The organism is Acinetobacter sp. ANC 3903 (assembly GCF_002135315.1).
Lineage (GTDB): Bacteria > Pseudomonadota > Gammaproteobacteria > Pseudomonadales > Moraxellaceae > Acinetobacter.
Map to the genome: position 1 here is coordinate 1 of NZ_NEGA01000003.1, position 20,195 is coordinate 20,195.

Consider the following 20,195-nt stretch of genomic DNA (forward strand, 5'->3'; position numbering starts at 1 on the left):
TTATTTTAAACTTTCTTTCTAAAACCCAATCTTAACCCTTCGTGCTAAGTTGCTTTTTTATCAGAAGTTTTAATCTTCATCACCGCCGATGGATGTGCATTCTACAGCATTTCACAACCAGCACAACCCCTGTTGCGCTTTATTTTTTAAATTATCTTCCAACTGTTTATTTATTCTTCAAAATAGAGGGGTTTTTTTATTTTTTGCATGCAAAAGGTACAGGATTGGCTAATTCATCGCGCATTTTTTCTTGTTTATTTTTTTCTTGCCAGGTGAGTGAGCGGCAATCGATATATTCACAATAACCACTTTCACCCGTTTCTTCATGCTGATTAATGCGAATTTGATATTTAAAGCTGCCCACATAGCCTGCTGCCAGGCCAAATTTAAAATCTCCACGGCTTTGTGCTTGTAACGAAATGCAGGTGCCATCTTTACCTTCATAACCCCATTCAAACTCACGTGGCAAATACATGCTTTGTCCATTCGGTGTTTTTACTTTGGGATAAACCCGATGCACCTTAAAACGAACGTTTTGGTCAAACATTTGTGTCTTTCCTGTTTTTGCATCTCTTAAATAGAGTCGTGATTGCAAAATGCCATTAAAAGAATCACGAATTTGTGCCAAAAGCAGCTGACGCTGATTTTCCAGGTTTATTACCTGATAAGTAAAAAATGCCAGAGGCAAATAAGAAAAATTAATGCAGCGTGCGTATTCAAAACAGCCCATCTGCTGAATTTCAAATTTTTGTTCTTTATAAGTCAGCTGTCCTTCACATTGACACAGTAAAGACCAATGATCTGCTAGCCCCATACGTAACTGGGTAAAATAGGAAATAATATTGCTGGTGGTAATCGATAAATCAAAACTCAGCTCTTTATCTTTACGCTGTATTTGAAAATGCGGAAAACTGCCGCGAATTGTTTCCCGATCTGAAAACTGAAAATGCCCTTTTGTAAAAAGACAGTCCTGTCCTACCGAGTAGGAATTAAATTGTCCCACCATATGCGGGCTAATACTGGCAATCGTGGTTGCAGTATCTAAGGCGGTGGTATGGATGGCACTTTCATTGCGCAGCATTGCCGCATTCGGCTGACCGATCAGACTAATAAAATTAAGATAATGTAAGGGTGCCGGCAAATTAGGAATCATCAACCCTTGATGAATGATTTTATAACGGCCTTTTTGCGCATGATATGCCAAGCGCGACTGAAGGGGAGCCTGATTGAGTTGTTTGGAACGATCAAATAAATCTTGAAACAACTGCATATCTTGCTCCTTTTTATTTTCAGTATAGTGTTCTCATTTTTATATGGCGGTATTTTTTCTCGCAAGGAAAGTGGTCACAAAACCAGACAGTGCATAAATAATGGAAATCACCATAATCCCTACAGGAATATTATAAGTAATCGCGGCAAAGATAAATACAGCGATCGGCAATACAAAAAATGGCACACGTTTTCGATCAAATGTTTTAAATGAATAGTATTTGATATTAGAAATCATCAGTAATCCCACAGCAATGATCGCTATAGCATTAAAGAGCTGAATGCCAAATTCACGTACATCAAAAATTTGCGGGAAATCTTGTGCGACCCAGACCAGGGTAATAATGATCACCGCAGCCAACGGACTTGCAACACCAATAAAATAGCGCTTATCCACCACACCAATTTGTACATTGAAGCGTGCCAAACGGAATGCTGCACAAGCGGTATACACAAAACATGCTGCTAACCCAATCCGTCCCAAATCATGTAGACACCAGCTATACATTAAAATAGCCGGTGCCACACCGAAAGCAAGCAAGTCCGACAAGGAATCGAACTGTTCGCCAAACGGGCTTTGAGCACCAATTGCACGCGCTACCCGACCATCCAACCCATCAAACAAAGCTGCCAGAAAAATGGCATAAATGGCGTGAATGAAATCCCCATTCATACTGGCAATAATGGAGTAAAAGCCAGACAGCAAAGCTGCCGTGGTAATCAGATTCGGCCACAGATAGATTCCACGACGTTTCACCTTTTGTCCCTCATGGGTATGCTCTTCTTCCTCCACTTCAAAGGTGATGCCATCAAAACCATGTTCATCACGTGTAGAAGATTCACTTTCAGGTTTGTTTATACTTGTCATTCTTGTCGATCCTAAATGTAACCGTATCTCTTTCAAACGTATAACTTATTCGCCAACCAACCAACGGACAGCGGCATGTCCACCATTTTCACTCATGCGTAAATGCGGGAACAGCCATTGTAATGCCTCATCCGCATCTTCAGAAAATTTCCAAGGCGGGTTAATCACAAGTAAACCACAACCATTCAAGCCAACTGGAGTGTCATCTGGCCACACACAAACTTCACACACCAATTGACGGCGAATACCGGTTTTGATCATTTTCTTTTCGAAACGCTCAATCATGGCGCGGTCTTTAATCGGATACCAGACTGCAAAAACACCGGTAGGCCATTTTTTGTATGCAGCAACCAACAATTCTACCAATTGTGGAAAATCTTTACGTTCCAATTCGTAAGGCGGATCAATCATCACCAAACCGCGCTTTTCTTTCGGTGGAATCACCCCAAGCAAACCTTCATAGGCATCACGCTCATGCAAACCGGCACGGCGGTCACGAACATTAAAGCGCAACTGTTGAAATACCTCGGGCTGCATTTCAAAAATAGTCGCTTTATCTATTTCGCGCATGCCTTCCAAGGCAAACCATGGTGAACCTGGATAAGCCCCTTTACCTGAAACTTCACGCATATCCTGAACAATTTTAAGATATTGCTTTACGCCTTCAGGTGCATTACGAATAATTGAATCATCAAGCTTGATTAAACGATGAATACCATTTAAAAACTCGCCTGATTTCTGTGCTGCAGAAGTCGATAAATCATATTTACCTGCCCCACCATGCGTATCGATATAGCGATAAGGTTTATCTTTGGCATTTAAACGTGTTAAAAGTTGCAGCAATAACACATGCTTCATAACATCGGCAAAGTTGCCTGCATGGAAATGGTGACGGTAATTCATGTTTCTTTAATTCCTGATATCAACCGATATTTTAGCATGAAAAAATGTTTCGTTCCGCAGGATATCTTGCTCTAGAATACGTCAGCATTTTTCTATCCTGTTTTTGAGTCTATCTTTATGGATGCAATTCACCTCCCAAAGTCATGCAATGTTGATCAAATGATTGAAGATTTAGATCAGCAAGGCTTTACCATTATTGATGATCTTTATCCTCAGGATTATGTACAGGCTTTGGCTGAAGAATGTATTTCTCATTTAAATCAGTTTAGAGATGCTGCCATTCAGAACGGTGTAATCAGCAAAATTCGTAGTGATCATATTTTATGGATTAATGAAGATTTAGAAAAAGCCCAACAGCACATACAAACACTGCAAGGCTTGGCCGAACAACTGAACCGCGCATTTTTCCTGGGTATTCGTGAAGTTGAAGCCCATTTTGCCTGTTATAACGCCGGTGAGTTTTATGCTCTGCACCGTGACAATCCACAACAAAAAAATGACCGTGTTATTTCGGCAGTCTATTACCTGCATGAAGACTGGCAGGAGGATTGGGGCGGTGAATTACGTTTGCAGGACAAGCAGGATCAATGGCACATCATCCCGCCAAAACCGAACCGCATTGCCCTATTCCAAAGTGATTTATTGCATGAGGTACTCAAAGCCAAGCATCAGCGCCTGTCCATTACCGCATGGTTACGCAGCGGCAATTCCATTTGGTAATTTACCCCAGAGGATGCTTTAAATCTGGAAAAACATCCTCATATAGCAATCATAGACAGATGAGGATGTAACCGATGCGGGAAAACACCCAACAGATTATTCAACGTATTGGCGAAACCGATCAGTTGTATTTACAAGGGAATACACCAAAACTTGCCTTGGAACGTGCTGAGTTACGTATGCAACTGGTTACCCTCAGTATCGTACGTCAGGAACAGCTTCATTTCCTGCAAGAAGCGGTAGTATTGCTTGAACAGGGTCGTATTGAATTTGAAGAAATGCCGTTAAGTTTATATATGAACTTATCCATGCATTTGGCCAAAGCCTATATGCTGTATTTCGAAATCACCAAGGAACAAAGATTTGCCTTAATTACCCAGCAAATCTTAAAACCCATTACTCATGATCAGTATGGAGATATTTACTTCTTCCTGGCCTATGCTTCTGCGGTTAAAAATGAAACGGCATTAACCCGACATTGGCTCACCAAATACAGTAAAACTGCTGATTTTGACTTGGTTCTGGTACAAGAGCATCCAGCCTTTCATCCATTCCGTGAACATGACTGGTTTGTGCATTTAGTCAAAAGTAAAGTTCATTAATTGCAAATCTAACGATAAAAAAACGCCTGCAATGAGGCGTTTTTTATGATCTATTCTGCTTAAAAGTTCCTTCTTCTCAGCAGGTTTTAAAGCTCACCTGTCTACAAAAAATCAGGCAGGTTGCAGTTTGGTGGCATTTATATGTAATTGCTGGTTCAGTTCATCAATCAACATAACCCACTCATCTGCGTCTTCCACTAAATAGCGAATTAAAAACTCACGCTGGGACTTACTCCAGAATGGGGCATCATGCAAGTTTTGATGGGCTGGTAATTGATGGGTCCGTATAAAAAGCTCAACAGCCGCAGGGCTAGAAGCCAGCCCGAGTTGTTCAAATAACATTTTAAAGGATGGGTTATTATTCATAAGCATGGCACACTCCTTATCAACCAAACTATCATTTATTATTTGATTAACTTATAAGATGTTCATAAAAAAACCTAGTCATAAAACTAGGTTTGTTGTTTCAATTTGTGTTCACTGATACGTTGAGGTTGAAAACCGGTCTTCGGTATGCAATTGTTCATTTAAGATATCGACCACCATAGCCGATTCATCATCCTTTTTTTCAATGACTAGTAATGAAATCATGCTGTGCCTGTGTCCAGAACGGCGCTTTATATCAAGAAACATCCATGGTCAATTCACCCTAGATGTTTCTGGACTCGAATTCAGAGCCAATTGTTCAAAAAAGAGCTCCAAAAAGTAGGCTATTGTTCAAATAACCTTTAAACCAGAAATAATAAAAATATTATTTCTGGTCATACACAGGTACGTCGCATGCTCCGGAACCTTCAGCATCCATATGTAATTGTTCATTGAGCACATCAACAAAAATTGCCCAATCATCATCTTCTTTCCAATGACCAATCAGAAAATCGTGCTGTGACCTAGACCAGAACGGGGCTTTATGTAACGGAACATCCATACCAATTTGATGGGTCCGGATAAACTCATCAATGGCTTCAGGGCTTGAATCCAGCCCTAATTGTTCAAAAAAAACTTCCATGGTAGGGAGCTGCTCTAACATCTTGTGTACCTCAGCTTTTATTGATGATCTTGCTTATAAGTTAGACAAAAAACTTGAATAATTCAGTTATCCCTCCATCACAGCATGTTATTTTTTGTTCCATAAAAATGATGCAACAAAAAAAAGCACGCCATTGGCGTGCTTTTTTAATTTAATCTTTTAGATTAAATTATTTAAGCATGTCAGCAATCGCTGCACGTTCTTCTTCTAACTCGTTAAGAGTGAAGTTGATACGTTCTTGACTGAATGCATCGATTTCAAGACCTTGAACGATTTTGTATTCACCGTTTTCAGTAGTCACAGGGAAACCGAACATTACGCCTTCAGGGATACCGTAAGAACCGTCAGAAGGAATACCCATCGTTACCCATTCGCCATTTGTGCCAAGAGCCCAATCGCGCATATGGTCGATTGCAGCGTTAGCAGCAGAAGCAGCAGAAGAAAGACCACGAGCTTCGATGATTGCAGCGCCACGCTTACCAACTGTAGGAAGGAATGTGTTTGCATTCCAATCTTGGTCGTTGATCATGTCTTTAACGCTTTCGCCGTTGATAGTCGCGAAACGATAGTCAGCATACATTGTTGGAGAGTGGTTACCCCAAACTGTAAGTTGTTTGATGTCTTTAACCGCTTTACCAGTTTTAGCAGCAATTTGAGATGCAGCACGGTTGTGGTCAAGACGTAACATTGCTGTGAAGTTTTTAGCTGGAAGATCTGGAGCAGATTTCATAGCGATGTAAGCGTTAGTGTTAGCAGGGTTACCTACAACAAGAACTTTAACATCACGGCTAGCAACTTCGTTAAGTGCTTGGCCTTGACCAATGAAGATTTCGCCGTTCACTTTAAGAAGGTCAGCACGTTCCATACCTGGACCACGTGGACGTGAACCAACCAATAACGCGTAGTCAGCATCTTTAAATGCAACTTTAGGATCATCAGTACCGATCATGTCCGCTAAAAGTGGGAATGCGCAGTCTTGAAGTTCCATCATTACGCCTTTAAGCGCTTGTTGAGCTTTCTCAAAAGGAACTTCTAACAATTGCAAAATAACGGGTTGGTCTTTACCAAGCATTTCGCCGCTAGCAATACGGAATAATAGGCTGTAACCAATTTGACCAGCAGCGCCAGTAACGGCAACGCGAACAGGTTGCTTCATGTAATTATCTCCAATTGAGGATAGTCAATGCGATTAAATAATCAATGTTTAATCTAATAATCATAAACGCGAAAGATTGTACTCCAATCCTTTTCGATATGCATTGAAAAGAAAATGAATTTCAACAAAAGTCTGATAGGAAATATAAATAAAATATATAAAAAAGCTTAGTAAGAGCCTTTTATTATGAATAAATTGGGACAATTATTTTCTACCGCTACTGAGCATTGCTTGTACTGTCCGTTATTTTTATAGCAAAGTCTCACTTCGGTCAGAATGGCATTCCCCTGAGAGGTCGCACAGTTAAATTTAATTGCACTGGCAGGTAAACTCGAATTTAAACGCAAAAACCGTAACCGGAGATTGGTCTGATGCATGGTTCGCGTTTCAGGACTGGTCAACTCAACCGGGACTTTAAGACGTTCGGCATAATTAATGATGGTACGAAAATATTGACTTGAATTCATCTTTACACATCCACCGATTCCCCGCCAAAGCTGCACGCGTGCACTTTCATCTGGCATGATACGTGCCACGACTTTTGCCTGCAGCGGCGATAACGTGGCGGAAGATGATGTTTTACATTCAGATTCTGAAGTTTCTGGATACAAACCGGAAATATTCAGTGAATAACCTTCCAGACATTTTCGCTGCTTGGATTTTTGAGCATCAAACATACATACCGCGGGGGTCATTTGCACGACCATGACATAGCCCTGCAAAGGCTCGGCAAAAATTTGAGGTGCAAACAGCCCTAGTCCAGCACCGCTCACCCCGAACAGTGCCCATCTTGCTAAAACTGAAGTTTGCCCAAAAAATATCATCAACAAGTCAGACCTATCAATAAAATTAAAGTTTAAGGATTTATTCTCAATGGAATGATATTCATTCTTTTTTCAATCGATTGCGCCCCTTCTCCAAGCAATACCCCATAATGTGTTGCGTTGGTCATCACATGTTTTACATAATCACGTGTTTCAGTCAGTGGAATGGTTTCGGTATATTGATCCGCGGCAATGGACTGAGCGTCGGGTTGCCAGCGACGTGCCCGGTTTGGCCCCGCATTATAGCCAGCCGTTGCCAGCACAGGGCTATTGCTGAGCTGGTTCTGAATCATTGATAAATAAAAAGTGCCATAACGAATATTGGTATTCATATCGGTTAAAGCTGCAGGGTTATAAGTTTCGCCCATTTGGCGGGCTACAAGTTTTGCCGTGTCCGGCATAATTTGCATTAAACCGCCTGCGCCCACATGCGAGCGTGCCTGCGAAACAAAACGGCTTTCCTGACGCATCAAACCATAGGCCCATGCAGGATCTATACCCGCATTACGGCTATGGCTGACCACATAGCTTTGATGTGGCATGGCATAACGATAAGAATAATTGTGTTTGGATTCGGTACGGTCAGCAGCATAAATGGCCCGATCATACCAACCCATATCTATTGCACGTTTTGCAGCTGCCAGCAGCAAGCCATCATCATGTTTTAAATAGGCCTGTCGCACCGCCCAGTTCCATTCACGATTCACATAACTATCTGGTGCATTTACCCGGCGTAAAGCAAAAGCACGGTTGAAATGAATATTTTGGCTTAAACGCTGCACATCACTATTTGAAGGTTGAACATTATTGGGAATATTATTGTAACTCTGACCTAATTTATCTCTGGCCAGCAGATTGTGGTAATCATCCCCTTGAGCCAACTTTTTAAAAATTTCTTGCGCTACACGTTTAGATTTAGCATCGCCACGTTGTTCCGAAGCCCGTGCCAACCAGTACTGCCAGCGATCTTCCTGTTTCTGGGTCACACTCATGGCATCAATGGCCCGAATCAAACTGTCCCAGCTACTGAAACGAATGGCCTGACGGGCATAAACTTCCGCTTCTTCCGCACTAAAGGGCAAGCCATAACTGGCATCCAGATAATTCAGCACTTCACGATTAAAGTTGTTTTTCATCACTGTGGTACCACCAATATAGCCCACAGCACGGTATAGTGCTTTTTGCACTTGCAGCGGTGTCCCTTCTGCTGCATTTTTTACCGAAGCCATTGCGGTATTTAAATCACTATCGGCCAAACGTCCTAGGGCATAAATTAAATAGGCCTGATCTGCACTGGTAGCTTTAGGTGCAGACCACAAATAATTTAAAGGATTGGCTTGAATTTGATTGAGCTGTGCAAGTGACAGGCTCACACCCAGACTTTGTGCTGTTGCCAAAGCCAAACCAGACTGGCCTGCGCGCAGTTGCCCCCATAAGCGCTGCTGTCTGTCCTGCTCGGTCATCAGTGGGCTAGACAGCATCATCCGTCCTAAACCGGTACACGATTCAGGTTGTGAACTGGTGGCGAGCCAAACATCCTTATATTCAGCAAAAACCAAAGGATCACCCGATTTTGCACGCACTTGAGCAACCGCACAGCTTTCTGCCTGATCCGGATTCGTCACATACTGCAAAATGGGTTGTGCCGTCACAAAATCGGCTTGCTTTACTTTTTCTTCGACATAATCGGCAGCCAGTTTTTCAGCCATCGCAGATTGCGGATAACGCTGGGAAAAATTAACAATATTACTGGCCGGCTGATTGGCTAAATTACTATTCAATGACCAATATTCGGGATAATAGCCCAGTACGTCATTTTGCATCGACGCCTGATATTGTTGTAATAAAGCAACATTGCCTGAGTTGGCAGCACGCAAAGCATCATTAAACTGTTCATCGGCTGCATGGGAAATCGAGATAAAACCGCTGGATGCCACACTTAAAGCAAGCACTTTATAATAATTTTTATTGATTACCCGATTAAACATATGCTTGCCTTCTGTCATTTAGTATTGCCTTGGTCGCATCTAATCATTTTTGAATAGTTTAATTATTATTACACTACTCTACTGTTCTGTTGTGTAACCTCATGATTAGACAATATTAATTTTCAATCATTTTTACTTCACAAATCAATATTCTTGTAGCTTTATTTATATCTATAAGTTTAGCTTCAATTCCTGCTAAAATATGCGCCTTTCTTGTATTCAAATCGCAATTTTTCAAGATTGCAGCTAGCCTCATCTTTCTCAATCAATGCCATTAAGTATTGAAATAAAAAAGGAAATATTGCTCGCTCATCCAACCTGATCCGGTCAATCTTGAATGGCGATTTCCTTGATTTATCCTTTAGGAGCCTACATGACGGTTCAAACCTTCATTCCAAATAGTGCCCAAGCTGCTTCAGAAAACACTGTTACCCAGCCACAGCACACCCCAGCCGACGGTTCAGTCAAAAAACTGTATATCGAAACGCAAGGGTGTCAGATGAATGAGTATGACAGTCATCGTATGGCAGACCTGTTGGGCGATTCACACGGTTATGTGTTAACAACCGATCCAAGCGATGCAGATATCCTGCTGATGAATACCTGTTCAATTCGTGAAAAGGCCCAGGAAAAAGTGTTTTCCGAATTGGGTCGCTGGCGCAAACTGAAAGAAAAAAAACCTGATCTGGTGATTGGGGTCGGTGGTTGTGTCGCTTCTCAGGAAGGTGACAACATTCAAAAACGTGCGCCGTATGTCGACATGGTTTTTGGCCCGCAAACCTTGCACCGTTTACCGCAAATGCTGGATCAGCATTCTGAACAAGTGGAAAAACCAAAGAAAGATAAAATCAAGCTGGTGGATATTTCTTTCCCGGACATCGAAAAATTCGACTTTTTACCTGAGCCGCGTGTTGAAGGTTATAAAGCGTTCGTGTCAATTATGGAAGGCTGTTCAAAATACTGTTCGTTCTGCGTGGTGCCTTATACCCGTGGTGAAGAAGTCTCGCGTCCTTTAGATGATGTGCTTGCTGAAATTGCAGGGCTGGCGGAAAAAGGCGTACGTGAAATCTCTTTACTCGGTCAAAACGTCAATGGTTACCGCGGTGAAACTTTCGAAGGTGAAATCTGTACTTTTGCAGATTTACTACGTCTGGTGGCTGAAATTCCGGGCATTGGCCGTTTGCGTTATACCACCTCGCACCCGCTTGAATTTAACGATGACCTGATTCAGTGTTACCGTGACTTGCCACAAATGGTATCTCACCTGCACTTGCCGGTACAAAGCGGTTCCAACGATGTACTGAAAGCGATGAAACGTAACCATACCATCGACGTGTATATCGAGAAGATTAAAAAGTTACGTCAAGTCCGTCCAGATGTACATTTATCTTCAGACTTTATTATTGGTTTCCCAGGTGAAACTGATCAGAACTTTGAAGAAACCTATCAATTCATCAAAGATTTGGATTTCGACCATTCTTACAGCTTCATTTATTCAAAACGTCCGGGTACACCAGCGTCAGAACTTGAAGACAATACTCCGGAAGATGTGAAAAAAGAACGTCTGGCCAAAGTCCAAAAATGGATCAAGCGCTCAAGTATCGATAAAACAGATGCCATGTTAGGAACAATTCAACGCGTCTTGATTGAAAACGTTTCTGACAAAGATCCAAACCTATTAGTGGGTACTGCCGATAACACCCGTTATGTGTCCTTCATTGGCGATCCCGCTTGGGTTGGGCGTTTTGCAGAAATCGAAATTACCGAAATTAAAACTTTGAATTTTGTTTACGGTGAACTCTTGAATCTTGAGCCTGACGTGGCGTAATGTAAGGTGATCGGCTAGACCATTTATAAGGAATTCTCTTGACTGCAGCGATTCGGCGTACAGTAACTTTTCCTGGTGTTTCGATGGAGCGTTTGAAAGGCATGCTCGGTGCTTATAACGGTCATTTGAAACAAATTGAACAACGTTTAAACGTCAACATTTCCCATCGAGGCGAAGCCTTTTACATTGATGGTGAAATCGATGCAGTAGAGAGAGCAGAAAGCCTCTTGATGCGTCTACATGAAGAAACCGAAATTAGCCCGCAAGTAAGTGCAGATACCTTGCATCTAATGATTCAGGGCAGTCAGACTGACCGTGAATTACAAATCGATCCTCATCAGGAACATACCGGTCTGGATGAGGTCTGGCTACAAACCCGTAAAGGTCGAATCAACCCGCGCGGCGCCAACCAGAAACGCTATGTACAACGCATTTTGCAAAGCGATATTTCATTTGGTATTGGCCCTGCAGGTACAGGTAAAACCTATCTGGCTGTAGCAGCTGCGGTGGATATGCTGGAACGCAATGAAATTCAGCGTATCTTGCTGGTGCGTCCTGCGGTTGAAGCCGGTGAAAAACTCGGCTTTTTACCGGGGGATTTAAGCCAGAAAATCGATCCTTATTTGCGTCCCCTTTACGATGCCCTGTATGAAATGCTGGGCTTTGAAAAAGTGGCCAAACTGATTGAACGTCAGATTATTGAAGTTGCGCCCCTCGCCTATATGCGTGGCCGTACTTTAAACCATTCTTTCGTGATTTTAGATGAAGCGCAAAATACCACACCGGAACAGATGAAAATGTTCCTGACCCGTTTAGGTTTTGGTTCACGTGCGGTCATTACCGGTGACATCACCCAGGTCGATTTACCGCGTGGTCAACAGTCCGGTTTATCGCACGCTTTACGTGTGATTGATAAAATTCCGGAAATTCATATCACTCGTTTCCATTCTCGTGACGTGGTTCGTCATCAGCTGGTACAAAAAATTGTCGAAGCCTATGAAGGATGGGACAGTGAACAACACCGTCTTAATACTGAAGCACGGGCAGAACGTAAAGCGCGTCAAGAAGCATTGATTGCTGAAAATGATGCTGCTGCCGATGCTCAGGATTAAGATGTTTTAAGGATTCATTTTGAAACTTAACCTATCACTGCAACAAGACTTCCAGTCCCCTGAACTGGTACTGAAACGTGCTTATATTAAAAAGGTCATTGAAACTGCACTGCGTTTTATCGATGTCGATCAAGACTGTGAAATCGGGATTGCCTGTGTAGACAATGACGAAAGCCATAAGCTGAATCTGGAGTATCGCCAGAAAGACAAACCGACCAATGTGTTGTCTTTTCCAAGTGATATTCCAGAGGAAGTTTTATCAATGCTGGATGCTCTTCCAATCGGTGACTTGGTCATTTGTATTCCTGTGGTTTTACAGGAAGCCATTGAGCAAAACAAAACCCCGATTGAGCATTTCACCCATATGCTGGTGCATGGCACATTGCATTTAATGGGTTATGACCATGAAACTTCAGATGAAGATGCCGAAGAAATGGAAGCATTGGAAATTGAAATTCTGGCCAAGTTAGGTTTTGCAAATCCCTATACTGAACAGTAGTTCTTGTATTCCAGTTTTTTAAACCCGATTAATTTCGATTAGTCGGGTTTTATTTATGCCAAATAAGCATAAAATCTTAAAATCCCCTCTAAAATGGCGGAAGAAATAATGAACAGAATTATTTCCCGGATTTTCCTGATTTCAGTGTTATTTCCTGCATGCCAGCTGTATGCCAATGACAAACCGCTCAGTAATGAACCGCCTAATAATGAATCACTATGTAAAGAAGTAAAATTCCAGCCGGCCGCAAATGCCTGGATAGGCCATTATTATCTGCAAGGCGTGATGGAAGTCGGCTCTGAGCTTTTACTGGAACCGGACGGCAAGTTTAAATGGTATCTGGCAGTCGGCGCTTTAGACCAATATGCCGAAGGAACATGGTGGAAAAATGGGACATGTATTGGCTTGAAAGCGGCGCCCCAATACCGCCAATATTTAGAAATCTTCCCGACCCGCCTCGACCTTTCAGAAACCGGCTTAAATGCGACATGGCCAGATGGGCATCAAAAAGGACAATATGTATTAGCGTCGCATTAAAATCTCAATCAAAAACCGTGATTAGCAACCTTTGCAAAACAGATGAACCACCATACAATCAATGTACTTCAAACTCAGCTTCAGCCGGATCAAAACGCCAGGTACGTACAATACGCAGCTCTGAAATATCCTTCATTCCCCGATCAAAGCTGCCAAAGGGCGCTGCCTTGCGTACTGAAGTCTTTGCCGCTTCATCCAGCAAACTATGCCCCGAACTTTCAATCAGGCGAAGGGCACGAATTCCGCCGCTTTTATTCAAAATCACCATTAACCGGACCTCTCCTGCGAGGCGTTGCACTTTCGCTGCATCGGGATAATAACGGTTACCGTAAAATTCAACCTTTTCGCGGAATTTTTCCAAATAAGCCGCTGAAATGTCCTGCTTGGCTTGAATACCATCCACCGTTTTAATTTTTTGCTGGCGACTGAAATTTTGCTGACGTTGCAAATATTGCGCTTCCAGACTTGCGACCATCGCCGCTTTGGCCTGAAACTGACTATTCAGTTCCTGCATAGCTTTTTTGCGCTGATTCTGTTCTGCTTCCTTTTTCCAGCTTAAGGTAGTCATCAACACTTTTTCTTCAAAACTTAATTCGCGCTTTTGCTGTAAACGTTCTAAAGTTTCCTGTTGCTGTTGGCCGGCACTTTGTTCAGCCATTGCAGCAGGCATATCGCTCGACATACGATGCGCTTCACGGAAGGTACCGGAACCTTGCTGATCTGCCTGTGCCAGAAAATCAGCCTGTTCTACCTTGTCCTGACTTGGGCGTAAGGTGACGGCAATTTCTTTGACTGCGGCATCACTTTCTTGAGGCATGGCAAATTGCAAGGTCAAAATAATCAAATGCAAAAGAGCAGCCACAATCACTGCGCTTGTGAAAACTGGATCTTTCCACCATGCCTGCATTAAAGGTGCAAAACTGATTTTCTTAAGCATCACATTAAACCGACAAAAAGTCAGGTTCCCCAAACTGCATAAAAGCAGTATAAAATAAACACAGCGTCTACTTTTGAATGAAAAAACGAGAACTCAATCAACAAGCGACCTGTAGACAATTAAAATCATGAAAATGGTGCAATTAATTTTGCTAAACTGCAAGATCGAATATCTGTATTTTTAATACTTTCGACAAAATCTATCGAAGTTTAAAAAGATTAACTCGCTGGGATGCCTTATATGCAAACGCTACTGTCCAATATCTCTCAACGTATACGCCAGGTGTACCAAAAGGCAGAAGGATTTATTGAGGATGAGCGTGAATTTCCCCTATCTCAAGTTTTTTTAAATGCAACTTTTCAGCGCTTTGTCACCGACAATGTCTCCATGCTCAAAGATCTGCATGCCGATTTGCATGAAGACTGGTTACGTTTATATGCAACGCTGGATGTGAAAGGTTTATACATTACCCTGTCAGTCGATTTGAAACTGGTTCAAATGGAATTGAATAAAGATACCCAGCTGATTGTGTTTGAACAGATCAGTGACACCCAGGTCATTGACGCCAAATTCAAAAATGTATTCCAAAAACTTGCCGTAAAATTTGCTTTATTTTTCTATCAAAAAATACTTAATCAAGACCCTTTGGGCATGATTCTTGAGAAGCTGAAAGTGATTAAAGTTAAAGATGACTTGTTACATCTAGATTTAAACCGCTGGTTAGGCAAAAAGCGCTCTATCATTGATACCTTAGCGAAAGTTCATGTAAATCATGCCGTTTTACGTGAAGCTGAACTGGTGGTCATCGGCAATGTCAATCTGACTGCTTTATTCAGAAAAATGTCCGAAGAACCAATGGATGCTTGGGCGAATGAGGAAGAACAGGAAGAAAGCAAAGTCAGTCCAATTAAGCAAAAATAAATTGCATTGTGGTTACTGATTAAAGTCTGTATTTTTACCTAGAAAAAAACTACATAAAGATACAGATTGAACAAAATTTCAAATTTTATCTTCACAATCAAAGCGCATAATAGTAAGCAACAAAAACTTTATACTTTATTCAACCATTCTAGGAACCCACTACTTATGGCTCACAATGTATTGAAAACGATTGCGTTGGCATCTGGTGTAAGCACTACACTGTTGTTTGCTGGTTTCTCAAGCCAAGCATTTGCCATGAGTCCATTCCAGGCAAGTTATCAATTTAGCTATAACGGCAAAAATATGGGTTCGGCAACTCGTACTTTAAGCAAGTCTGGGAATAACTGGACTTATGTTTTTGCTGCCAAAGCAGGTGTTATTGCTTCTGCAACGGAAACAAGTCATTTTAGCTTAAATGGTAACAACATCATTTCTAATAACTTTAACCGCAGCAGTAAAATTTTGGTGCACAACAACACCATGAGCATTAAGTTTAATCCGAATGCTAAAATCATTAACACCAAGAAAGATGACAAAGCACGTTCTTTTGCTTGGAAATCTGGTGTTTTGGACGAGCTAAATGCTGAACTGCAACTTCGTGAAGACTTAAAAACTTCAGGTTTAAAATCAAGTTATGCGATTGCCGACGCCAAAGAAGTTGAGTCACGTCGCTTTGTCAAACAAGGGGCGGAAAAAGTTAAAACCTCTTACGGTACCTTTGACACCATTAAAGTGGTAATGAAACATGATAAACCAAACCGTGATACGATTTTCTGGTTAGCGCCTAAACTTGACTATGCTCCTGTGAAGGTTTCTCACCAAGACGGCAATACCTCCTATGGTTTGCTATTAACGGGGTATAAAGGCGTAACCAATTAATCAATTTGATCAATTTTGCTTGCATTTTTCGAGAGCCTTTTTAAAATACGCTTTTGCTTGAAAAAGCATCTGCCCTTAGAGGAATTCTCCCGTGCACGCACTAGAACAGAAAATCTTAAGTGAAGGTATCGTTCTATCTGATCAAGTTTTAAAAGTTGATGCTTTCCTGAATCATCAAATTGACCCTATATTAATGCAGCAAATTGGTAAAGAATTTGCTGCGCGTTTTAAAGATGCAGGGATCACCAAGATTATTACAATTGAAGCTTCCGGTATTGCTCCAGCAGTAATGGCTGGTTTAGAACTTGGTGTGCCTGTAATCTTTGCACGTAAATATCAGTCTTTAACCTTAAAAGATGATTTATACCGTTCTAAAGTGTTCTCTTTCACTAAACAGATTGAAAGCACCATCGCCATTTCCAACAAGCACATTAACTCTAGCGATAAAGCTTTAGTCATTGATGACTTCTTGGCAAATGGTCAAGCAGCTTTAGGTCTTGCTGATTTGATTCATCAAGCGAATGCCGAAGTTGTCGGTATTGGTATTGTGATTGAAAAATCTTTCCAGCCGGGCCGCCAATTGTTACTTGATAAAGGTTACCGTGTTGAATCTTTGGCACGTGTTAAATCTTTAGAAAATGGTACGGTTGAATTTGTTCGTGACTAAGTTTCGAACTGAATTTAAAAAGAGCGCTTAGGCGCTCTTTTTTTACAGATGTTTTTTGTACCGTATATTTTATCTGAAGCAGGTATCCTGGGCCATGACTATAAAACTACAGGGGCTCATATAATTCCAACTGAAATCAGTTTTCCAGCGTCTGCTTCAAATTCAGATACCAGAAAAATATTAAGTGCACTCTTTTTTCTCTAATCATCTGAGTAGAACCCAATCCATAGCCTAGTTTTGAAATGTGTAACTATCGAAATTTCAGACTAAATCTTATTGTGTAGTAGATTGATTCAGTTACAAAGCCATACCCAATGAACAATTTTTAATCTAAAATAAGAGGTCTAACTATCCGCAAATAGTTAGACCTTGGATCATATTGAACGGTGGATTTACTTTACGGTCACAGTAATGCTGCCAGTGTTCACAGCACCAATAGCAGAAGTTTTGATGCCATCAATATGATTCACTCTTCCATCTACATTTACAGATGCATCAATAGCTGCTGAATTAAAGGCTAAATTCGCAGCCGTGTAATTACTCAAGGTTTCAGAGAATTGATCATAAGTATCAGTATTCAAAGATGTACTGATAGAGCTTTCGAACTCTGATGAGCGCTCAGAACGCCATTCCTCCAGACTACGTGCCGCACTTCTTTCAGCATCCAGAGTTGACTCCAATGTCCCCGTATTCACAGCACTCAGATTGCCCTGCTGCAAATTGATACTACCGGTATTGACTGCACCAATTGCTGAAGTTTCTACTGCAATTTTATCTCCCACATTATTTACCGAATTATAACCTCCGTCTACGTTGACCGTTGCATCAATAGTAGCGGTATTGATGGCAAGGTTAAGCGCAGTACCATTCTGTTGGTTATATTGAGATAAAAGACTTAAGGCACCATTTAATCCGGTATCTACAGTGACCTCTTGAGCATTAACCATACTCGCACCGGATAGAAAGGCAACAGATAAGGCGATTGTTTTGATAGTCTTATTCATGGTTATTTCCTTTTTTCTAGTTTTGAAGCACTTCTCGCTAAGTACTTCTTTTTATAATAGGAGCGAGCCCATTTTTACATATTTTTTTAATCACGCTGAGTTGTTGACCAATAGTTTTCTATGACTGCTGGATTTGCATCCCACAGCATCGCGGTCTTCTGCTCTTCTTTTTGTTTATTGCCATTTTCTTCATTCATTTTGCTTGTTGAGGAACGCTGTTTCTTGCTGATGTATTTAATCAGGTCCTGTTTGCTCATTTCTGGTTCCGCTTCAGGATTTTTAATCACCTCAGATTCTTTATACTTAGGCGGCTTAGTATCTTTGCTGGGTGAGTTGGTCGACTTATTTTTCTCATCGGATGAATCTGTTTGATGTGAGGATGATTCCAGAAGAGATCTGTTTAAATCTGTAGGGTTTTGCTGCTGGCTTTGCTTGTATTTATGCAGGGCGACAGAACTCCGCGTTAAATTTAATTGACCAAATTCAGGTGGTATTGCTGCGCGGCAACTTTCAAATGTTGCGGGAGGAATGACCTGACTGAGCAACTCAAAAGTGGCCAGATTCAACATTTGGCGTAAGGCAAAATTAGTCGCCTCTCTCTCACTTTTTCCGACCTGAATATTCAATAACGTATGCCCAGCAAACCTGCCGGCATTTATACCGTAATCCTGTGCCACAATTTGCTTCTGCAGTGAGACATTGGCAACGACTTTACTGCTACGCGTATCTGTCAGAGATAAATCTAAACCCACCATAATTCGAGTTTGACTATAATTGGGGCCGACACCGCCAATCTGCATGTCCAAACCACCGCCAGGAATAAAGTCCAGACTGTTAATGCTGCCGGTCACATAATAATCCGATGCCTGGATTTGCCTTGGGTCACGAATTCCCCACTTGGCTTCGCTTTCGATAATACGAGGATCACGCCGGTTCAATAAGCTGACCCCAGCCTGAAACAATGCAGATTGCACCATATCTCCGGCACCTTGGGTCACCATTTTGCCACTACCGCCATTGGTCACCACATCTTTGCCGGTTTGATCCAGAATCGCGCCAACAGAGAAACTGACATCATTGCGCAGTTGCCCTTTCAGGCAGGATAAGGCCATATCAAAAGGGGTAAAAATATCAGTAATCGGTGGGCCTTGTACCAGGCTGACAGGCTCCTTATTGGAAAGCGCCATACCCGTGCACCCGGTCATAAGTTGGCTAAAAATGATTGCGATGCTCACAGAAGATATTTTTCTTCTACTCAACCCAGGAAAATTCAGCATAGCGATTCTCCCGGTTGGGTGCTTAAGTTAGGACATTGCTGGTTATTTTGAGTAGTCGTCGAATTTACAGAACCGTCATTGGCAGTATCATTCGAAATGTCTACACCGTTGTTTGAACCGTTTATATTTACATTGCTGGTAGATGAATTAACTGTACCTATAGAACTTGTCGATGTACTGTTTATTGTGGTCTTTCCTAGTCCAGAATAATAATCTGAATCCATGAGTTCGATCAGATTGGCTTGGGTTAAATTCTCACTGGAACGGGTACTTGATGCTTTCCAGCGCTGACTCCACTCATCAGATGTTGCATAAGCGTTGCTCAGAAAACATAAACAAAATAAACCAACATTGATCACTGATATTCTCATAATGTTTACCATCCTTTGATCGAAGATGTTTATTTATTTTTCATTTAGTAATGTTTAATTTATCTAACAAAGATTAAATCACATAAAAAAAACAAAGTGCTAAATTTATCCTGTTTTAGCTGTTTTTTGTTTTTATAATGAAAATATCCTTTTGTTTTAATTTAAGAAATGTTATTTATTATTATTTTTTGAATTGTAAGAAATCATTATGTAAAAAATTTTAAATTTTAAAATTCACATCAAAACCCGATCTAATTAATATATTTTTTATATTAATACAACAAGAAAATTTATTCAAAAAACTTAATTTATCAAACCGCTTCAATTTTATGGAGTTGTAAACTTTAATTTTATTAGCATACCCGCCAAAACCACAACCATGTCACATTTTTCTGGAAATATAAAAAACCAATCACAATTAAGTTTATTTATATAGAAATTTTGAGATAAATAGGGAGTGTGGAAGCAATCTGCCAGATAGGCGTTATACAGCACTTCCGCTTCAAAACGCCTCACGCTACAATCGGAAATACTTGTGTCATTCAGCATCATGGGATAACCAGTGCAGCAAATTCATGTTTTGAATTGCCGGACATTCAATTAAGGGATTTTTCATCATCTTAGGGATCAGCACTACCCAAAAATAACTCAGGGACTACCAGCATTAGATGAAGAAGTAATATATTTACAACTCAGATAAACTTCTTTGTATTTACTTCTTCTAGAATCAACTTGGTATGAAATGTTCCTGACATCAGGATTCAGAACAGACATACTGTTTAGCAACATGTGATGAATACCAG

21 protein-coding genes are annotated in these 20,195 nt (G+C 41.1%); 9 read left to right on the plus strand and 12 right to left on the minus strand.

Annotation, left to right across the window (positions count from 1 at the left end; all coding sequences use genetic code 11):
• Positions 1–196 precede the first annotated feature (196 nt).
• From B9T29_RS02435 to B9T29_RS02445, 3 genes are read right to left on the minus strand one after another with little or no spacing between them, the layout of a single operon-like run.
• Positions 197–1,270 carry a DUF6670 family protein gene (locus tag B9T29_RS02435; protein ID WP_086174407.1) on the minus strand — a complete coding sequence of 358 codons (1,074 nt, stop codon included), beginning with the start codon at positions 1,268–1,270 and terminating at the stop codon, positions 197–199.
• 39 nt (positions 1,271–1,309) lie between these two features.
• On the minus strand, positions 1,310–2,137 hold the full coding sequence (pssA, locus tag B9T29_RS02440) for a CDP-diacylglycerol--serine O-phosphatidyltransferase (RefSeq protein ID WP_086174408.1): 828 nt from the start codon (positions 2,135–2,137) through the stop codon (positions 1,310–1,312).
• A gap of 45 nt (positions 2,138–2,182) precedes the next feature.
• Positions 2,183–3,040: a 23S rRNA (adenine(2030)-N(6))-methyltransferase RlmJ gene (locus tag B9T29_RS02445; RefSeq protein WP_086174409.1), complete on the minus strand. Its 858-nt coding sequence runs from the start codon at positions 3,038–3,040 to the stop codon at positions 2,183–2,185.
• A gap of 117 nt (positions 3,041–3,157) precedes the next feature.
• Between B9T29_RS02445 and B9T29_RS02450 the strand changes: the two genes are divergently transcribed.
• Both B9T29_RS02450 and B9T29_RS02455 read left to right on the plus strand, forming a co-directional pair.
• A complete protein-coding gene (locus B9T29_RS02450) occupies positions 3,158–3,760 on the plus strand; it encodes a 2OG-Fe(II) oxygenase (RefSeq protein WP_086174410.1) in 603 nt (200 codons plus the stop codon).
• A gap of 74 nt (positions 3,761–3,834) precedes the next feature.
• Positions 3,835–4,362, plus strand: coding sequence for a hypothetical protein (locus B9T29_RS02455; protein ID WP_086174411.1), 528 nt, complete (start codon positions 3,835–3,837; stop codon positions 4,360–4,362).
• Between the two features lie 111 nt (positions 4,363–4,473).
• Here the strand turns inward: B9T29_RS02455 and B9T29_RS02460 are convergent, their stop codons facing one another.
• The 5 genes from B9T29_RS02460 to B9T29_RS02485 all read right to left on the minus strand — a co-directional run bounded on the left by B9T29_RS02460 (position 4,474) and on the right by B9T29_RS02485 (position 9,378).
• Entirely contained in the window at positions 4,474–4,734 is a 261-nt protein-coding gene (locus B9T29_RS02460) for a DUF2789 family protein (protein WP_086174412.1), read from the minus strand.
• 379 nt (positions 4,735–5,113) lie between these two features.
• Positions 5,114–5,392 (minus strand): DUF2789 family protein, encoded by a 279-nt coding sequence (locus B9T29_RS02470; protein WP_086174413.1) that lies wholly within the window; start codon positions 5,390–5,392, stop codon positions 5,114–5,116.
• A 169-nt stretch (positions 5,393–5,561) separates the two neighbouring features.
• Entirely contained in the window at positions 5,562–6,548 is a 987-nt protein-coding gene (locus B9T29_RS02475) for a malate dehydrogenase (protein ID WP_086174414.1), read from the minus strand.
• Between the two features lie 167 nt (positions 6,549–6,715).
• Positions 6,716–7,372: a ribonuclease T2 family protein gene (locus B9T29_RS02480; protein WP_086174415.1), complete on the minus strand. Its 657-nt coding sequence runs from the start codon at positions 7,370–7,372 to the stop codon at positions 6,716–6,718.
• 32 nt (positions 7,373–7,404) lie between these two features.
• Positions 7,405–9,378 (minus strand): lytic transglycosylase domain-containing protein, encoded by a 1,974-nt coding sequence (locus B9T29_RS02485; protein ID WP_086174416.1) that lies wholly within the window; start codon positions 9,376–9,378, stop codon positions 7,405–7,407.
• Between the two features lie 355 nt (positions 9,379–9,733).
• Here B9T29_RS02485 and miaB point away from each other — a divergent pair, with 355 nt between their 5' ends.
• The 4 genes from miaB (at position 9,734) to B9T29_RS02505 (ending at position 13,336) form a co-directional block, all read left to right on the plus strand.
• Positions 9,734–11,188 (plus strand): tRNA (N6-isopentenyl adenosine(37)-C2)-methylthiotransferase MiaB, encoded by a 1,455-nt coding sequence (miaB, locus tag B9T29_RS02490; protein ID WP_086174417.1) that lies wholly within the window; start codon positions 9,734–9,736, stop codon positions 11,186–11,188.
• 38 nt (positions 11,189–11,226) lie between these two features.
• Positions 11,227–12,300, plus strand: coding sequence for a PhoH family protein (locus B9T29_RS02495; protein WP_086174418.1), 1,074 nt, complete (start codon positions 11,227–11,229; stop codon positions 12,298–12,300).
• 19 nt (positions 12,301–12,319) lie between these two features.
• A complete protein-coding gene (gene ybeY / locus B9T29_RS02500; RefSeq protein ID WP_086174419.1) occupies positions 12,320–12,799 on the plus strand; it encodes an rRNA maturation RNase YbeY in 480 nt (159 codons plus the stop codon).
• A 108-nt stretch (positions 12,800–12,907) separates the two neighbouring features.
• The gene (locus B9T29_RS02505) at positions 12,908–13,336 is read left to right on the plus strand and encodes a hypothetical protein (RefSeq protein WP_143223857.1); all 429 of its coding nucleotides are present in this window, start codon (positions 12,908–12,910) and stop codon (positions 13,334–13,336) included.
• A gap of 58 nt (positions 13,337–13,394) precedes the next feature.
• Here B9T29_RS02505 and B9T29_RS02510 read toward each other — a convergent pair whose 3' ends face one another.
• The gene (locus B9T29_RS02510; protein ID WP_086174420.1) at positions 13,395–14,273 is read right to left on the minus strand and encodes an energy transducer TonB; all 879 of its coding nucleotides are present in this window, start codon (positions 14,271–14,273) and stop codon (positions 13,395–13,397) included.
• Between the two features lie 240 nt (positions 14,274–14,513).
• Between B9T29_RS02510 and B9T29_RS02515 the strand changes: the two genes are divergently transcribed.
• The 3 genes from B9T29_RS02515 to B9T29_RS02525 all read left to right on the plus strand — a co-directional run bounded on the left by B9T29_RS02515 (position 14,514) and on the right by B9T29_RS02525 (position 16,740).
• A complete protein-coding gene (locus B9T29_RS02515; protein ID WP_086174421.1) occupies positions 14,514–15,194 on the plus strand; it encodes a hypothetical protein in 681 nt (226 codons plus the stop codon).
• Positions 15,195–15,359: 165 nt separating this feature from the next.
• On the plus strand, positions 15,360–16,073 hold the full coding sequence (locus B9T29_RS02520) for a DUF3108 domain-containing protein (protein WP_086174422.1): 714 nt from the start codon (positions 15,360–15,362) through the stop codon (positions 16,071–16,073).
• A gap of 91 nt (positions 16,074–16,164) precedes the next feature.
• Positions 16,165–16,740, plus strand: coding sequence for a xanthine phosphoribosyltransferase (locus B9T29_RS02525; protein ID WP_086174423.1), 576 nt, complete (start codon positions 16,165–16,167; stop codon positions 16,738–16,740).
• A gap of 392 nt (positions 16,741–17,132) precedes the next feature.
• Here B9T29_RS02525 and B9T29_RS02530 read toward each other — a convergent pair whose 3' ends face one another.
• The 3 genes from B9T29_RS02530 to B9T29_RS02540 all read right to left on the minus strand — a co-directional run bounded on the left by B9T29_RS02530 (position 17,133) and on the right by B9T29_RS02540 (position 19,392).
• Positions 17,133–17,744, minus strand: coding sequence for a hypothetical protein (locus B9T29_RS02530; RefSeq protein ID WP_086174424.1), 612 nt, complete (start codon positions 17,742–17,744; stop codon positions 17,133–17,135).
• 86 nt (positions 17,745–17,830) lie between these two features.
• Positions 17,831–19,021, minus strand: coding sequence for a CsgG/HfaB family protein (locus tag B9T29_RS02535; protein WP_086174425.1), 1,191 nt, complete (start codon positions 19,019–19,021; stop codon positions 17,831–17,833).
• The gene (locus B9T29_RS02540; RefSeq protein WP_086174426.1) at positions 19,015–19,392 is read right to left on the minus strand and encodes a hypothetical protein; all 378 of its coding nucleotides are present in this window, start codon (positions 19,390–19,392) and stop codon (positions 19,015–19,017) included. Before B9T29_RS02540 ends, B9T29_RS02535 begins: the two co-directional genes overlap by 7 nt.
• Positions 19,393–20,195: the final 803 nt, after the last annotated feature.

Bases quoted from the DNA above. Each gene is read 5' to 3' on its own strand.
- B9T29_RS02435 (WP_086174407.1), bottom strand. From the start codon at position 1,270: ATGCAGTTGTTTCAAGATTTATTTGATCGTTCCAAACAACTCAATCAG.
- pssA (WP_086174408.1), bottom strand. From the start codon at position 2,137: ATGACAAGTATAAACAAACCTGAAAGTGAATCTTCTACACGTGATGAA.
- B9T29_RS02445 (WP_086174409.1), bottom strand. From the start codon at position 3,040: ATGAATTACCGTCACCATTTCCATGCAGGCAACTTTGCCGATGTTATG.
- B9T29_RS02450 (WP_086174410.1), top strand. From the start codon at position 3,158: ATGGATGCAATTCACCTCCCAAAGTCATGCAATGTTGATCAAATGATT.
- B9T29_RS02455 (WP_086174411.1), top strand. From the start codon at position 3,835: ATGCGGGAAAACACCCAACAGATTATTCAACGTATTGGCGAAACCGAT.
- B9T29_RS02460 (WP_086174412.1), bottom strand. From the start codon at position 4,734: ATGCTTATGAATAATAACCCATCCTTTAAAATGTTATTTGAACAACTC.
- B9T29_RS02470 (WP_086174413.1), bottom strand. From the start codon at position 5,392: ATGTTAGAGCAGCTCCCTACCATGGAAGTTTTTTTTGAACAATTAGGG.
- B9T29_RS02475 (WP_086174414.1), bottom strand. From the start codon at position 6,548: ATGAAGCAACCTGTTCGCGTTGCCGTTACTGGCGCTGCTGGTCAAATT.
- B9T29_RS02480 (WP_086174415.1), bottom strand. From the start codon at position 7,372: ATGATATTTTTTGGGCAAACTTCAGTTTTAGCAAGATGGGCACTGTTC.
- B9T29_RS02485 (WP_086174416.1), bottom strand. From the start codon at position 9,378: ATGACAGAAGGCAAGCATATGTTTAATCGGGTAATCAATAAAAATTAT.
- miaB (WP_086174417.1), top strand. From the start codon at position 9,734: ATGACGGTTCAAACCTTCATTCCAAATAGTGCCCAAGCTGCTTCAGAA.
- B9T29_RS02505 (WP_143223857.1), top strand. From the start codon at position 12,908: ATGAACAGAATTATTTCCCGGATTTTCCTGATTTCAGTGTTATTTCCT.
- B9T29_RS02510 (WP_086174420.1), bottom strand. From the start codon at position 14,273: ATGCTTAAGAAAATCAGTTTTGCACCTTTAATGCAGGCATGGTGGAAA.
- B9T29_RS02515 (WP_086174421.1), top strand. From the start codon at position 14,514: ATGCAAACGCTACTGTCCAATATCTCTCAACGTATACGCCAGGTGTAC.
- B9T29_RS02520 (WP_086174422.1), top strand. From the start codon at position 15,360: ATGGCTCACAATGTATTGAAAACGATTGCGTTGGCATCTGGTGTAAGC.
- B9T29_RS02530 (WP_086174424.1), bottom strand. From the start codon at position 17,744: ATGAATAAGACTATCAAAACAATCGCCTTATCTGTTGCCTTTCTATCC.
- B9T29_RS02535 (WP_086174425.1), bottom strand. From the start codon at position 19,021: ATGCTGAATTTTCCTGGGTTGAGTAGAAGAAAAATATCTTCTGTGAGC.
- B9T29_RS02540 (WP_086174426.1), bottom strand. From the start codon at position 19,392: ATGAGAATATCAGTGATCAATGTTGGTTTATTTTGTTTATGTTTTCTG.